At 71.4% G+C, this 15,646-nt stretch carries 9 protein-coding genes and 1 pseudogene; 8 read left to right on the top strand and 2 right to left on the bottom strand.

What is annotated here, in order from left to right; translation table 11 throughout:
• Positions 1-17 precede the first annotated feature (17 nt).
• From OG286_RS10335 to OG286_RS10320, 4 genes are all read left to right on the top strand, one after another.
• On the top strand, positions 18-1,655 hold the full coding sequence (locus OG286_RS10335; RefSeq protein WP_396319706.1) for an amidohydrolase: 1,638 nt from the start codon (positions 18-20) through the stop codon (positions 1,653-1,655).
• A gap of 627 nt (positions 1,656-2,282) precedes the next feature.
• A complete protein-coding gene (locus OG286_RS10330; protein ID WP_405365097.1) occupies positions 2,283-4,970 on the top strand; it encodes an RHS repeat-associated core domain-containing protein in 2,688 nt (895 codons plus the stop codon).
• 214 nt (positions 4,971-5,184) lie between these two features.
• Positions 5,185-5,436, top strand: coding sequence for a hypothetical protein (locus tag OG286_RS10325; protein WP_405365095.1), 252 nt, complete (start codon positions 5,185-5,187; stop codon positions 5,434-5,436).
• An 80-nt stretch (positions 5,437-5,516) separates the two neighbouring features.
• Positions 5,517-5,774 (top strand): hypothetical protein, encoded by a 258-nt coding sequence (locus OG286_RS10320; protein WP_396319709.1) that lies wholly within the window; start codon positions 5,517-5,519, stop codon positions 5,772-5,774.
• 115 nt (positions 5,775-5,889) lie between these two features.
• On the opposite strand, the gene OG286_RS10315 is transcribed toward OG286_RS10320, so the two are convergent.
• Positions 5,890-6,459, bottom strand: coding sequence for a hypothetical protein (locus OG286_RS10315; protein WP_396319710.1), 570 nt, complete (start codon positions 6,457-6,459; stop codon positions 5,890-5,892).
• Positions 6,460-6,776: 317 nt separating this feature from the next.
• Here OG286_RS10315 and OG286_RS10310 point away from each other — a divergent pair, with 317 nt between their 5' ends.
• Positions 6,777-7,742, top strand: coding sequence for a DUF4331 family protein (locus tag OG286_RS10310; protein ID WP_405365093.1), 966 nt, complete (start codon positions 6,777-6,779; stop codon positions 7,740-7,742).
• Between the two features lie 120 nt (positions 7,743-7,862).
• Here the strand turns inward: OG286_RS10310 and OG286_RS10305 are convergent, their stop codons facing one another.
• On the bottom strand, positions 7,863-11,039 hold the full coding sequence (locus OG286_RS10305) for a putative bifunctional diguanylate cyclase/phosphodiesterase (RefSeq protein ID WP_396319712.1): 3,177 nt from the start codon (positions 11,037-11,039) through the stop codon (positions 7,863-7,865).
• 139 nt (positions 11,040-11,178) lie between these two features.
• Here OG286_RS10305 and OG286_RS10300 point away from each other — a divergent pair.
• The 3 genes and pseudogenes from OG286_RS10300 to OG286_RS10290 form a co-directional block, all read left to right on the top strand.
• A pseudogene (locus OG286_RS10300) lies at positions 11,179-11,409 on the top strand (MbtH family NRPS accessory protein); the annotation flags it as partial.
• Positions 11,410-11,517: 108 nt separating this feature from the next.
• Positions 11,518-14,847 (top strand): amino acid adenylation domain-containing protein, encoded by a 3,330-nt coding sequence (locus OG286_RS10295; RefSeq protein ID WP_405366046.1) that lies wholly within the window; start codon positions 11,518-11,520, stop codon positions 14,845-14,847.
• Positions 14,844-15,632, top strand: coding sequence for a leucyl/phenylalanyl-tRNA--protein transferase (locus OG286_RS10290; protein WP_405362125.1), 789 nt, complete (start codon positions 14,844-14,846; stop codon positions 15,630-15,632). Before OG286_RS10295 ends, OG286_RS10290 begins: the two co-directional genes overlap by 4 nt.
• Positions 15,633-15,646: the final 14 nt, after the last annotated feature.

Here is a 15,646-nt window from a genome sequence, read left to right as displayed (position 1 = left end):
CCCCAGGAGCAGCATCCATGTCCAAGGCCGACCTGGTCTTCACCAATGGTCCCGTTCACACCGGCGACCCGGCCCGCACCCGGGCGAGCGCTCTCGCCGTCACCGGCGAGCGGATCACCGCCGTCGGCCACGACGAGGTCCGCGAGCTGATCGGCCCGAAGACCGAGGTGGTGGACCTCCGCGGGAAGCTGCTGATCCCCGGCTTCCAGGACGCGCACATCCACGCGGTCTACGGCGGGGTCGAGCTGGCCGAGTGCGACCTGACCGGCACCACCGAGGTGGACGAATACCTGCGCCGGTTGGGGGAGTTCGCCGCATCCCACCCCGGGCGGACGTGGATCACGGGCAGCGGCTGGTCGATGGAGAGCTTCGACGGCGGGCTGCCCACCCGGCAGCTGCTCGACTCGGTCGTCCCGGACCGTCCGGTCTTCCTGCTCAACCGCGACCACCACGGCGCCTGGGCCAACACCCGCGCCCTGGAGCTCGCCGGGCTGGCCGCCGAAACCCCCGACCCGGCGGACGGCCGGATCGAGCGGGAGCCGGACGGCACCCCGAGCGGGGTGCTCCAGGAGGGGGCGACGGCACTGGTCTCCCGCCACGTGCCGCCGACCACCGCCGCCGACCGGCTGGCCGGCCTGCTCCGGGCGCAGCAGCTCCTGCACTCGCTGGGTATCACCGGCTGGCAGGACGCGATCCTGGGTGTGTTCAACGGCCAGCCGGACCCGTCCGACGCCTACCTCGCCGCCGCCCGGGCCGGCACCCTCACCGCCCGGGTCAACGGCGCCCTGTGGTGGGACCGTTCCCGCGGCGCCGAGCAGATCCCCGAACTCGTCGCCCAGCGCGAGGAGTTGAATGCCGGACGGTTCCGGGCCGGCTCGGTGAAGATCATGCAGGACGGGATCGCCGAGAACTTCACGGCCGCCCTCACCGGCCCCTACCTGGACGGCTGCGGCTGCGCCACCGCCAACACCGGTCTCAGCTTCGTGGACCCGGCCGCGCTGCGCGACCACGTCACCGCCCTGGACGCGCTCGACTTCCAGGTGCACTTCCACGCCCTCGGCGACCGCGCGGTGCGCGAGGCGCTGGACGCCGTCGAGGCCGCGCGGACCGCCAACGGCCGGCGCGGCACCCGGCACCACCTCGCCCACCTCCAGGTGGTCCACCCGAGCGACATCGCACGCTTCGCCCGGCTCGGCGCGATCGCCAACATCCAGCCGCTCTGGGCCGCCCACGAGCCGCAGATGGACGAGCTGACCATCCCGTTCCTCGGCCCCGAACGAGCCTCCTGGCAGTACCCGTTCGGCGACCTGCTGCGGGCCGGTGCCACCCTGGCGGCCGGCAGCGACTGGCCGGTCAGCAGCCCCGACCCGCTCGCCGGCCTCCACGTCGCCGTCAACCGGATGGAGCCCGGGGCGACGGACGGGCGGGTCTTCCTGCCCGAGCAGCGCCTCGACCTCGCCACCGCCCTCGCCGCCTACACCGCCGGATCGGCCCACGTGAACGGCCTGGACGACGCGGGCAGCCTGCGGACCGGCCACCTCGCCGACCTGGTCGTCCTGGACCGCGACCTCTTCGCCGCCCCGGCCGCGGAGATCGCCGAGGCGTGCGTCGAACGCACCTACGTGGGCGGCGAGTTGGTCTACGCGTCAGCCTGAGCCGTTGCCGCCGACCCGGGCCGCCGACCAGGCCGGCCCGGCTCGGTGGCCCCAGGTCTGAACGGCGGCGGTCCGAACGGCAGCGCCCCCATCGAGCGGATGCTCGGCGGGGGCGCTGCCAACTCAGTACCGGGGGTGTGCGAAGGTGGGCTCTATCCCAAGGCCGGGTAGTTAGCGTTCTCGCAGGTAATGCAAGGGAGTTGATCGACTCTTGCGTGGCGGCTGTGTAGATGCCGGGGCCGTGCTTTCGGAGGTGGCCGTTCTCGGCCCAGCGGGATAGTTGTCTGTACATGGTTCCGAGGGTGATGTCGCCGAGGTGGTGTGCGAGCTCGCGGGCGGGCCAGCGGCGTTCGGGGTCGGCCCAGAGGAGGTCCAGGACCCGTTCCCGGCGACTGTGTAGTGACCGGTGGGCCACAGTTACCGTGCGGGCGATGGTCGTCAGCGCAGACGGCAGGACACACTGAAAGGGCAACGGAACTCCTCGCGGGACAGCTGTCTTGGACGACTGCCTGTACCAACGAGTTCCGTTGCTCTACATCGGAAACCCGTCAACACCCCTTGCATGACCTGCGAGAACGCTAACTACCCGGCCTCGAGCAAAGCCCGGGTGCGGCCTACACCAAGGCCGTGGCCGAGCTGGACGTGGCCTACCGACCGACGAAGACCACCGTGTCCATCCCGGGCAGCGAGATCGGCAACACCGGCCAGACGACGTTCACCCACGGCGCCGTGTACGACCCGATCAGCGGTGCGATGACACTCGAAGGCCGGGCCGCCGCCGGCGACCTGGGCGAAGAGTGGGTGACCTACAACTACGAGGACTACGGCCTGCTCCACGACATGGGCGGGCTGGACACCTACCTGCGGCAGTCCGACTGGGACGCCTACGGGCGCAACATCCGCTCCACGGTGAACCCGTGGGGCACCCAGATCGTCGCCACCAACACCTACGACGAGCCGACCGGGCGGCTGCTGACGCAGTACATCGACAAGCAGACCGCCGCCACCGGCTCGGTGCAGAACACGACCTACGCCTACAACCAGGCCGGACGGGTCACCGCGATCAGGGCGATCCCGAACAACACCCCTGCCGCGACCGACCTGCAGTGCTTCAGCTACGACCACCTCGGCCGCCTCACCACCGCGTGGAGCGACACCGGGCAGCTCAACCAGCCCACCCCGTCCCTCGGCGGCCAGGGCGCCTGCGCCAACGCCACGCCCACCAGCGGCGCGGCCGCACCGGCCAAGACCACGGTCGGCGGCGGCGCGGCCTACTGGCAGGAGTACACCTACGACCTGGCGGGCAACCGCACCAAGCTGGTCAACCGCGACCCGGCGGGCGACCCGGCCAAGGACCTGAGGACCGACCAGACCTTCCCGGCCCCCGGCACCCGCAACACGCCCACCACCGCGTCCGGTACGGGTGGCGGCACCGGCGGTCCGCACGCGCTGGCCACCGGCAAGTACACCTATGGCTGGAGTGCCGGCACGCAGGGCACCGACCAGTACGACGCGGCGGGCAACACCACGAAGATCAACAACCCTGGCGGCAACAAGATCCTGAACGCCGGCTTCGTCCTCAAGTCCGGTGAGTCGGTGCGCTCCAACGGCGCCCAGCTCACCATGCAGGCCGACGGTAACCTGGTGCTCAGCTCGCTGCGCTCCGGCCAGGCGATCTGGTCCACCAGCACCCAGAACCACCCGGGTGCTTGGGCGACCATGCAGGCCGACGGCAACTTCGTGGTCTACGACCCGCAGCGCGTCGCGCTCTGGTCCTCCAAGACCTATGTGGGCGCCGGCAGCGGCTACTTCGCGGTGGTCCAGGATGACGGCAAGCTCATCGTCTACGCCCCCGGCTGGCAGTCCAAGTGGTCCACCCCCACCTGGAACGCCGTCGATGCGGCCAACAGCGCCACGCTGACCTGGGACGTCGAGGGCAAGCTCGGCTCACTCACCCAGGGCACGGCCACCACGACGTACGTCTACGACGCGGACGGCAACCAGCTGGTGCGGCGCAACCCCGGCAAGGTGACGGTCAACCTGGGTGGTGGTGACGAACTCACCTACGACACCGGCAGCAAGACCAGTACCGGCACCCGCTACTACACCATTCCCGGTGGCATCACCCTCGTCCGCCAGGGCCCGACCAAGCTGACCTACCAGTTCTCCGACCACCACGGCACCAACAACCTGTCCATCGACTCCGAGACCACCACCGAGTCCCGCCGCACCTTCGACCCCTTCGGCGCCACCCGCGGCCCCGGCTCCCTGAGCACCCCGTGGTCCGGTGACAAGGGCTACGTCGGCGGATTGAAGGACGACGCCACCGGCTTCACCAACCTCGGCGCCCGCCAGTACCAGCCGAGCACCGGCCGCTTCCTCAGCCCGGACCCCATCCTCGACGCCGGCGACCCGCTCCAGTGGAACGCCTACGCCTACAGCAACAACAACCCCGTCAACCGCTCCGACCCAGGCGGCCTCAAGTCCGAAGAATGCGGCACGCTGTACGACTGCGGCTCGGCCGGCACCATCACCATGAAGAACCACGAGGAAACCACCGCCAACAATGTCCCCGAGCAGACGCCGGCGCGCGAACAGCAGCAATGGCAGCCCAAGGTACTCAGCGATGGAGATGGGAACTTCCTCAATCAGCTGGCTCCGTGTCGTGGAAACACGCACATGGCAGCTCACGGCTACAACTGCGCCCCCGCGTCGAGCTATTTCGGGGAGATGAAGAAGCTGACCTCGAATGCACTCTCGGGAGACAAGACCGCGCGCCTGACGCCCGAGGACATCGTTCGAATGTGGTACAGAGGCGACGGGGAGAAGAATCCCTCGCTTGTGTTCGGTTCCGATTCAGTCCTAGCCGCGATGGTGGCGTCGGATGAACATGTCCTAGCGATCCAGAAGCAGCTGACGCAGGGATTCCAGCATCCTGGCTGGTATGACCCAGTTATGGAGGGGGAATGGGTCACCAAGAATCGGAAGGGCGGTGCTTCTCTTAACGGAGTGAAGGACCTCCTCGCCCTGCTCGGGCTTGACGGAACGACTGGAACTGGGTTCATTAAGGGTGATGGGGGGAGCCGAGCGGACGCCGTTCTCGGCAGCTACTCCCTGAAATACCAGGTGGTGTCCGTGGATAAGATAGCCAAGACCATGACCGTCAACTATCATGTCAATAATACGACTGGATGGACTTCGTTCTGCCATGCCGGGTGTGGCAGAACTGACACGACGACAGGTCAGGGAGCGTCCATCACCCAGGACATCTACTGGACGCAGGTCCTCGATCTCACGCGCACCTACTACCGGTAAAGACGGAGAACGTGAAGGATTTTCTCGAATGACCTTCTTGTCGAGATTTCGGTACCGAGCCTCGGCTACAGTGGTACTGGCTGGCGTCCTGATGTCCTCCGGGTGCGGAGGTGCGCAGAAGTCCCCTCGGGCCCTGACAGCGGACGAGGTCACTGGAACGTGGACAGGCGAGGGAGGAGCGACCGTTTCGATCTCCGGCGACCACCGTTTTTCCGTGGACGCCCAGCTGGGCACCGGCTTCCTGGAGAAGGTGGGGCAGACCCGGACGGGTTCCTGGAAGTTCGTGGACCTGGGGGGAGGGAAGAACTCCGGTGTCGAGCTTGTCTTCCCTGTGGCCGCTGAGGCCAACAAAACCCCGCTGCCGATCGACTTCGTGTCACAGCAGGACGGCACTGAGGTCAACCTGTGCCTCTACGGAGAGCCTGACAAGCCCTGCACGGGCTACATCCTCCGTCGGAACGCCTAGCGGCTCGGCAGACTGAAACACCGGCGGTCCCCAGCATAGGTGGTGGGGACCGCCGGCACCCAGGCATCGACCATTACGACGTGGCGGGCAACACCACGAAGGTCAACAACCCTGGCGGCAACAAGATCCTCAACGCCGGCTTCGTTCTCAAGCCCGGTGAGTCGGTGCGTTCCAACGCGAGTATCAGCCTGATGCCCGGCGGAAGTGGCCGGCACATCGCTTGCAGTATTGCAGCGAGTGTCCAGAAGGATGACGGCGGGATGAACCTGTGTCTGGTCGAGGACCTCGACCAGACCTGCGGGGACGGACAGCTGCTTCGCAAGTCATCGCCCGGGTGACCTGTCCTTCCCATAGCCACCGGGTCTCCCCGGCGATCGGCGGGGGAGACCCGATGGCTTGGCGGAGCTTCGACCTTGCTTGAGAGGGAGGGTGAGTCCGGGTTCCGTACCGCCCTCAGGCGGCAGGGCGGGCCGCTCGCCGGCGGTAGTAGTGCACGGTGAGGATGCCGAGCAGGGGGCCCCAGGCGGCGAGGGGGAGGTAGGCGGCCCAGAAGGTGACGGTCTGCCAGCCGTGGGTGATCAGGCCGGCGTCGGTGGAGCCGTCGATCTTGCGGCCGGAGGCCATCATGGCGAGCGCGTAGGGGAAGATCATCAGTGCCGCCGCGCCGAGTCCGGCTGGGATGACGGCAGCGAGGGGCGGCACCCGCAGGCCGCCGAGGCGGGGGATCCAGCGCGGCCAGACCTCGCCCCACCGGCTGACCAGGCCGACCGCGAGGAAGGCGACGGCCTCGCTGAACAGGCTCATCCCGATGACGTACCACCACTCGCCGCCGAAGAGCTCGGGAGCGGCGGGGGCGTCGGGGCCGGGCTCCATCAGCGGCACGCGCAGGTCGACTCCCGCGATCCGCCAGAGGCAGGAGGGCAGCACGAGCAGGCTGACGAGGTAGGCCGTCCGTACCGCCCAGCGGGGTGCGTCCTCCGCCGGCCGGCCGTGCAGCCTCTGCAGGATGGTGCGCGCGGTCATGGGTGACCCTCCTCGTCCGAAGCCCCGGGGCCGAAGCCCCGAAGGGGTGGCTGCTTCGAAGATCGCAGCTGCCCCGGTCCCCGCTCATCCACCGTGGGGAGGGCCGCATCACCCGCGCGGGGGAGCCCGCCGGGGCGGCCCTCCTTCTCCCGGGGCCGCCCCGCAGCGCGCCGCGCTCGCCGGGAGGGCCGGCCGGCGTCGGCCATCCGGCGGACGGCCGGGCCCCGATCGGGCGTCCTCCCCCCGTGCCACGGATCCCACTGGTACCACGGAGCCGACAGCCAGGGGGGTCCGCAGAGACGAGGTAGCGCAGCGCCATGTCCCACCACCTCAGTGGTCCGAACCTCCGCTCGCCCCGGGGTGACGCCCGGCTCGACCTCACCGACGTGTTCGCCTTCCCGGCTGCCGACGCCTCCGGCCGCACCGTCCTCATCATGAACGTGAACCCGTACGCGCCCACCCGGGCCGCGGAGTTCCACCCGGACGCGGTCTACCGGATCAACATCGACAGCGACGGCGACAACCAAGCCGACGTCGCCTACTCCTTCACCTTCTCCGACCCCGACACCGGTGGTCAGACCGTCACCGTCCACCGTGCCACCGGGGAGGCGGCCCGCAAGCACGAGGCGGGCGGCGACGTGCTGTTCGCCGGAGTCCCGGTCGCCTTCGGCTACAGGCCGGGCGTGGTGGAGAGGGACGGCTGCAAGCTGTCCGTCGGGCTGCGCAGCGACCCCTTCTTCGCCGACCTCGAAGGGATCGTCAACAACTTCACCTGGACCGGCAAGGACGCGATGGCCGAGGCCAACGTGTTCGGCATCGCCCTCGAGGTGCCCGACGCCGAGCTCGGGCCGGAGCCGGAGATCGGCGTCTGGGCACGGGTCAGCCTGCACGAGAACGGCCGGCTGGTCTCGGTCGACCGGGGCGCCCACCCGTCCCTGACCGCCTACTTCAACGCCGAGGAGGTCAAGGACGCCTACAACACGGGCGAGCCGGCCGACGACTGGGAGAAGTACCGCGAGCCGTGGACGGCCGTCCTCCAGCACACCGGGGACTACACCACGGAGGCGGCCACCGAGACGCTGAAGCTCGTCCTGCCCGACATCCTCCGCTACGACCGTTCCCGCCCGGCCGCCTACCCCAACGGCCGCACGCTGGTGGACGACGTGACGTCCACCCGGCTGGCGATGGTCTCCGGAGGCAAGATCACCAGCGACCACATCCCTCCGCACACGGACCTGCTCCCCGCCTTCCCCCACCTCGGCCACCCGCACCCGGCCGAATGACGCGGCGGCCGGGCTGCCCGCCCGCCGTGGGCAGCCCGGCCGGGGGGGCGCGTGCACAACGACGGCTCCACGGACGAGAAGCCGCAGGGCGGCCGTTCCGCCGCGTGAAGCGGGTGTGCGTCAGTCGCCGTGGTGCAGGTCGCTGAGGTCGGCGTACTCCTGGATCAGGGCGCGGGCCTGGTCGGGGGCGAGCGGGCGGGCGAAGAGGTAGCCCTGGCCGAGAGGGCAGCCCATGGCGGCGAGGAGGTCGCGCTGCTCGGTGTTCTCGATGCCCTCGGCGATGACCTGGACGCCGAGGGTGTCGGCGATCCGGGTGATGCCCTCGACCAGGGCGTACTGCTGCTGGGAGAGGCCGAGACCGTCGATGAAGGACTTGTCGATCTTCAGGATGGAGATCGGGAACTCGCGCAGGTAGGAGAGGGACGAGTATCCGGTGCCGAAGTCGTCGATCGCGATGCCGACGCCCAGCTCGCTCAGCGTGCGCATATCGGTGTGCACGCGCTCGTCGCGCCGCATCAGCACGGACTCGGTCAGCTCCAGCACCAGCGCTCCGGGATCGATCCCGGAGCTGCGCACCGCACCGCGGACCACGTCCACGAAGCCCGCGTCGCGGAACTGCCGGGCCGACACGTTGACGTTGACCCGCAGCGGCGGGCGGCCGCCGGCCTTGCGGTGCCCTGCGCTGAGACGGTGCCAGCCGGCCGCCTCATGGGCGGCGCGCTCCAGGACCCAGGCGCCGAGCGGCACGATCTGGCCGCTCTCCTCGGCGAGCGCGATGAACTCGTCGGGCAGCACCATGCCGCGTCGGTCGTGCGGCCAGCGGACCAGCGCTTCGAAGGCGACCAGGTCGCCGGTCTGCAGGTCGACGATCGGCTGGTAGTACAGGTTGAAGGCGGACTCGGCGATCGCGGAGTCCAGGTTCTCGTTCAGCTCGTGCCGCTCCACCAGCCCGGCCTGGAACGCGGGCTGGTAGTGACACCACTGCCGCTTGCCGGCCGACTTCGCCGAGTACAGGGCCAGGTCGGCGTGGCTGAGCAGCTCCGTCGCGTCCACGCTGTCCTCGGTGGTGGCGACGCCGATGCTCGCCGACACCCGGACCGCGCCCGCGCTCAGCCTGAACGGCTCCGTGAAGGCGGCCAGTACGGCGTCCGCCGTGGCGCCGACGTCGGCCGGGCGCACCGCGTCCTCCACCAGCACCGCGAACTCGTCGCCCCCGAGCCGGGCCGCGGTGTCGGAGGTCCGCAGCGCGGTGGAGACCCGGAGCGAGACGGCGACCAGCAGCTCGTCGCCGACCGCGTGGCCCTGGGTGTCGTTGACCACCTTGAAGTCGTCCAGGTCGATGAAGAGCACCCCGGTGATCGCGCCGCTGCGCTCGCCGCGGGAGAGGGCGTGGCCCACGCGGTCCTGGAACAGGACGCGGTTGGCCAGGCCGGTCAGCGAGTCGTGGAAGGCGCGGTGGGTGAGCTCGCGCTCCATCTGCCGCTGCTCGGTGACGTCGCGCAGGGTGAGCACCAGGCCGCCCACGGTCGGATCGCCGCGCAGGTCGTTGCAGCGGACCTCGGCCTCGATCGGGGTGCGGTCGTGGCGCAGCACCCGCCAGTGCTCGCGCTGCGGCTCGCGGCCGTCGCCCGTGCGCGCGCCGCTGCCGTCGAGGCCGCGCATCCGGGCCAGCGCGCTGCCGACGGCGCGGCTGTCCTCGGGCGGGACGAGGTCGGTGATCATCGTGCCGTCCAGGCTGGGGTAGCCGAGGACGCGCTCGGCGGAGGAGGAGGCGTACCGGACGCCGTCGTCGGCGTTGAGGATCAGGATGACGTCGCTGGCGCTCTGCACCAGGGTGCGGAAGTACGCCTCGCTGTTGCGGCGGTTGATCTCCTGGCTCAGCATGACGCGCTCGACGGCCAGCGCGGCCTGGGCGGCGAGGATCTCCAGCGAGCCCCAGAGGCTGGCCAGCTCCTGTTCGGTGCCGGTGACGATGAGGGCGCCGATCAGCGGGTCACCGGAGGGGCGCTCGGCCAGGGTGAGCGGGCAGAGAAGGGCGGACGGCATGCCGTCGAGGCGGGCGGCGAGATCGCTGCCGATGTCCTCGACGGGCAGTAACCGGGTCTCCCGGACGGCGGCGAGGGCGAGCACCTCGTCCGAGTCGGAGCCGTTGCCGAGGGCGTGCAGGGTCGGGCCGCGTTCGGCGTGCCGGACGTGCAGCACACCGGCCTCGGTGACGGCGAGCAGTGCGACGTGGCCGGGCTCGGAGGGCATCAGGGTGGAGGCGGTGTTCTGGACGGCGTCGGCGACCTCCTCGACCGTGACGGCCGAGGTCAGCGAGGCGCCGGCCTCGCGCAGCGCCCGCTCCCGGGCCAGGGCCTGCCGCCGGGCTCCGACGACGATGGCGAGGCGGGCCAGGACGAGCAGGAAGAGCAGGGCGGAGAAGGCGCCGATCACCCCGGCGTTGTTGGTGTTGCCGTTGATGGACTCGACGATCAGGATGGTCGGCGCGATCAGCGAGGCCACGGTGAGCAGGGCGAGCCGGCCACGGCCGAGATCGACCTCCTGCGAGGGCACCGGTCTGGTCAGCTCGACCATGGAGGGGTGCAGTGCGGCCGCGCCCCAGGCGGTGTAGAAGGCGGCCCAGCCGAGGTCGACCGGGGTGCCGATGTGCCAGTCGCCGTGCAGCAGGATCAGCCCGTACAGGAGGTCCGAGATCAGCAGGCCGACCGTGCCGACGGTGAGCAGTTGGAGGGCCCGGCTGCTGCCGCCGCGTGGGACCAGCAGCCGCAGCAGCAGGAAGAGGACGATCACGTCCCCCAGCGGGTAGGCCATCGAGACGGCCTTCTGGAACCAGCTGAGGTCGGGGTTCCGGGCGTACGGGAGGATCAGGTAGATCCAGGCGAGCAGGGCGAGGCCCATGGTGAGGATGAGCGCGTCCAGCAGACTGGCGCGGTCCTGATGGGCCGTCCGCCAGCGGATGAAGCCCAACACGCCGGCCGCGTACAGCAGGTACTCGGCGAGGTAGAAACCGTCGGCGACGGAGGGGAAGGGGCTCCCCAGGTGCAGGAACTCCAACTGGATGACCTGGACCACCTCGCCGGCGGTGAAGCTGAGGTTGGCGAGTGCCAGCAGGTACCAGAAGAGCGCGTGGGAGGGGCGGTTGAGGCGGACGCCGACCACGATGGCGGCGACGCCGCCGAGGCCGATGCCCGTCCACCAGATGATCCGCTGCGCGGGGTTGATGTAGTAGATGCAGGTGAACAGCACCATCCACACCAGGTAACAGACCATCAGGTGATGTCGCCGGCGTGTCAACGAGGCTACCTCCTCCACGACATCACTCCGCCGGTCGGGCGGGGGAGTTCGGCGAGGAACGGGTCTTCCGGGGATGCCCTTCGGGTAGGGGCTTCGTCCGTCCGGTGGATTGCGATCGGACGTTCGAAATATGCCATGAGTGCGTATAGTCGGAAATGTCGCACCTCCCAGCATTCTGCCGCCACAGCATGAGGTCAAGCCGGTGGACGATGCAGCAGACAGCGCACAGGGCGCACGGACGGAAGTGAACTCCGGACGTCACGCCGTGCTGTGCAACGAAGACGGTCAGTATGCGATCTGGCCCGGCGATTTCACCGTCCCGAGCGGTTGGCGGACGGTGTTCGGGCCGGACGACCGGGCAGCCTGCCGGGCCTACGTGGAACGCGAGTGGCGGTGGGAGGGGCTCGGGCTCGGGCCCTTACCGGACGGGAGAGCCGGCGCAGACCGCCCGCCTGCCCGCGCCGGGTTCGCCGACACCGTGCACGGGCTCTTCCGGGCCCGCGCCGCACACGACCCGGACGCCGTCGCCGTGCTTGCCGAGGACGGCGAACTGAGCTACCGCGAACTGGACCGGCGCAGCGACCGGCTGGCCGCCGCGCTACGTGCCCGCGGCGTCGGTGCGGAGCGGGTGGTGCCCGTCTGCCTGGAGCGCGGGACCGGCCTCGTGACGGCCTGGCTCGGCGTGCTCAAGGCCGGCGGCGCGTTCCTCCCGCTGGACCCCGCCCACCCGGAGCGGCGGCTGGCGCAGCTCGTCGAGGACTGCCGGGCCGAGGTGGTGGTGGCGGGGCGCGGGCCGCGGTTCCCGGGGATCACGGTGCTGGGCGTGGACGGTCAGGCGCCCCCTCCCGCCCCTGACCCCGGCGCACCCGCCGGCACACCCGACGACGTCCCGGCCGGTCCCTCGGCAGCTCCAGTCGCACCCGACCCCGTACCAGCCGCAGCCGCAGCCGACCCCGCCGTACCCGACACCGCCGTACCGGACGACCTCGCGTATCTGATCTACACCTCCGGCACCACCGGCACCCCCAAGGGCGTACCCGTCACCCACCGCTCGCTGGTCTTCACCCTGGACCGGGTCATCCGCGCCTACGAGCTCACCCCGCGTGACCGGGTCCTGCAACTGGCCGCGCTCGGCTTCGACACCGCACTGGAGCAGGTGCTCGCCACCCTGGTCAGCGGCGCCACCCTCGTCCTCGGCGGGGCGCGGACCTGGGCGCCCACCGAACTGGTGCACCGGATGAGCGACCTGGCACTCACCGTCACCGACCTCACACCGGCCTACTGGCACCATGTGCTCGCCCTGCTCCCCGAGGGCGGTCCGGCCCCCGCCGGCCTGCGCCTGATGGTCGTCGGCGGGGACACCGTGCACGCCGACGACTGCCGCACCTGCCTGGCCCGGCTGCCCGGCGTCCGGCTGGTCAACGCCTACGGGGTGACCGAGGCCGCCGTCACGTCCACGCTCTGCGAGGTGACGCCCGAGGTGCTCGCCGGCGGAGGGGTGCACGGGTGCGCCGTGCACGGGGCCGCGGCCCACAGCGGGGCCCCGGACGGCGAGGCGGCGGACGGCGGCGTGACGGGGGCGGCGCCGGTGCCGATCGGGCGGCCGCTGCCGGGCGTGCGGGTGCACGTGCTGGACGCGCGGCTCTCCCCGGTGCGTCCGGGGGAGAAGGGCGAGATCTACCTCGGCGGCCCCGGCCTCGCGCGCGGCTACTGGCGCCGGCCCGGGCTCACGGCCGAGACGTTCCTGCCCGACCCGTACGCGCCCGCCCCCGGTGAGCGCATGTACCGCACCGGCGACGCCGGCCGCTGGCGCGCCGACGGCAACCTGGAGATCCTCGGCCGCTTCGACGACCAGGTGAAGGTCCGCGGCTACCGCGTCGACCCCGCCGAGGTCGAATCGGTGCTCGCCGCCCACCCCGACATCCGGCAGGCCCGCGTCGCCGCCGACGGCAGCGACGACGGGACGCGCGTCCTGACCGCCTACTACACGCTCACCGACCGGGTCGGCTCCGGTGCCCGCGCCCGGCGCGCCCAGATCCGCGCCTACCTGGCCGACCGGCTGCCGGACTTCATGGTCCCGGCCGAGTTCGTGCTGCTCGACCGGATGCCGCTCACCTCCCACGGCAAGATCGACCGCCGGCGGCTGCCGCACACCGCACCGCAGCTGCAACGCCGGGAGGGCGGGGGAGGGGCCGACGAGGCCCGGGCCCGCCAGGCGATGAAGGCGGGCGACGTGGGCACGGACGAGGCCGCCCGGGCCGACGGCGTCCCACGCGCCGACGGCACCCCGCGCCCGGACGGGACCCCGCGCCCCGACGGCAACGGGAACGCGACCGAGGCCGGCATCGCCCACCTCTGGTCCGAACTGCTCGGCGTCGCCACCGTCGGGCCCGCCGACGACTTCTTCGAACTCGGCGGCAACTCCCTGCTCGTCATGGAGATGATCGCCCGGGCCCGGATCATGTTCGGCGTCGATGTCACCCGGATCCGCTTCCTCACCCGCTCGCTGCTGCGCGACTCCACCCTGCGTGCCTTCGCCGCCGCCACCCGGACGGCACGATCGGCCCGGGACGGCCTCGGCGAGGCCGCCGTCGACTGGGTCGCGGAAGCCGAACTCGGCACCCCCGTCCGGCAGTCCTGGCGCCCCGCGCCCTCCCGCGCCGAACCCGCCGAGATCCTGCTCACCGGCGTGACCGGATTCTGCGGCGCCCACCTGCTGCACACCCTGCTCCGGACCACCGGCGCCCGCATCCACTGCCTGGTCCGCGCCCCCGACGAGGAACACGCGCTCGAGCGCATCCGCGCCGCGCAACAGCGGTTCCTGCGGCAGGACCTCTCGGACGCCCGGGTCGTCCCGCTGGTCGGCGACCTCACCGAACCGCTGCTCGGCCTGACCCAGCACCGGTTCGAGGCGCTGGCCGGCAGCCTGGACGCCATTCACCACCTCGGCGGGCAGGTCAACTTCATCTACCCCTACCACCAGTTGCGCGCCGCCAACGTCGGTGGCACCCGCGAGATCGTCCGGCTGGCCGGGCACTCCCGCGGCATCCCGGTGCACTACCTCTCCACACTCGCCGTCCTGGCCGGCTTCGGCCCGGCCGGCGTCAAGGAGGTGACCGAACGGATGCCGCTCGCGTACCCCGAGCGGCTCGCGGTCGGCTACGTGGAGAGCAAGTGGGTCGCCGAACAGCTGCTGCACAACGCGGCCGCAGCCGGCCTGCCGGTCACGGTGCTGCGCACCAACGACGTCACCGGCGACCTCACCACGGGGGTGATGAACACCGGCACCGAGATCTGCGCGCTGATCAAGTACATGGCGGACAGCGGGAGTTGCCCGGACGTCCGGCTGCTGCTCGACTTCGTCCCGGCCGACCGCTTCAGCCAGGCCGTCGCCCGTATCGCCGCCCACGCCCCCGCCAACGGTGAGGTCTACCACATCACCTCACCCCGCCCCGCCGTCCTTTCCGACCTCGCCGCCCGCCTGCGCGCCCGCGGCTACCCGGTGGACGAAGTCCCCTACGACATCTGGGTCCAGGACCTCGTCCGCTTCGCCGCCGGCCACCCCACCCACCCGATGACCCCGTTCGTCCCGCTCTTCGTCGACCGCAGCCCGGGGACGGAACTCTCCATCAGCGAGATGTACTTCCGCCCGACGTTCCCGCTCTTCGACCGCGCCAACACCGAACAGGCGCTGGGGGGCAGCGGGATCGACCTGCCGGCCGTGGACGACGGGCTGCTGGACCACTACCTGGAGCAGTTGACGGCGGAGGGCTTCCTGACCCCGCCGGTCGGGGCGGTGCGGAGGTGAGCGCCGTGGCCGGGGCGTTCGACGGGCTGGACGTGGCGCGGGCTCCCGGGGACGGGCCGGTGGCGTTCGGGGCCGGGCTCGGGGCGGAGGTGCTGCTGGCCGCGTACCGGCGCGGGCTCTTCCCGATGCCCGCCGCCGACGACTACGCGAGCGCCTTCAACGAGGCCCGGTTCGAGGACGCCGTGGCCGCGGGCACAGTGGCGCTGCTCCCGGGCGCCGCCGCCGATGACGACGACCCGTACGCGCTCGCCTGGTGGTCTCCCGACCCGCGCCCGGTGATCGCCCCGGACGGCGTGCGCCTCGGGAGCCGGCTCGCCCGGCGCCTGCGCAACAGCCTGCCGTGGTGGACCAGCGCCGACCGGGCCTTCCCCCGGGTGCTCGCCGCCTGCGCGGAGGACCGCCGGCCGTACTGGCTCACCGAGGAGCTGCGGGTCGCACTGCTCCAGCTCCACGAACGCGGTGCGGCCCACAGCGCGGAGGTCTGGGACGGCGAGGAGCTGATCGGCGGCGTCTTCGGGGTCGCCGCGGGCCCCGTCCTCAGCCTCGACTCGATGTTCCACCGCCGCTCCGACGCCGCCCGCGTCGCCGTCGCCGATCTCGCCGCCCGCTTCGCCGAGGCCGGCGGCCGCCTCCTCGACGCCCAGTGGGACACCCCCCACGTCCGCACCCTCGGCGCCACCAGCGTCCCCCGCGCCCGCTATCTCGCCGAGCTCGCCGCCCCGCCGGACGGCATCCGGCCGCTGGCCCCGGACTCCCTTCCGGCCTCCCGCCTGGGGCGTGTCTGACGGCCGGGGAGCGC

It is taken from the genome of Kitasatospora sp. NBC_00039, from assembly GCF_045160625.1.
Lineage (GTDB): Bacteria > Actinomycetota > Actinomycetes > Streptomycetales > Streptomycetaceae > Kitasatospora.
The sequence above is the reverse complement of the archived record's forward strand: the minus strand, read 5'-3'. Positions and strand labels throughout refer to the sequence as shown.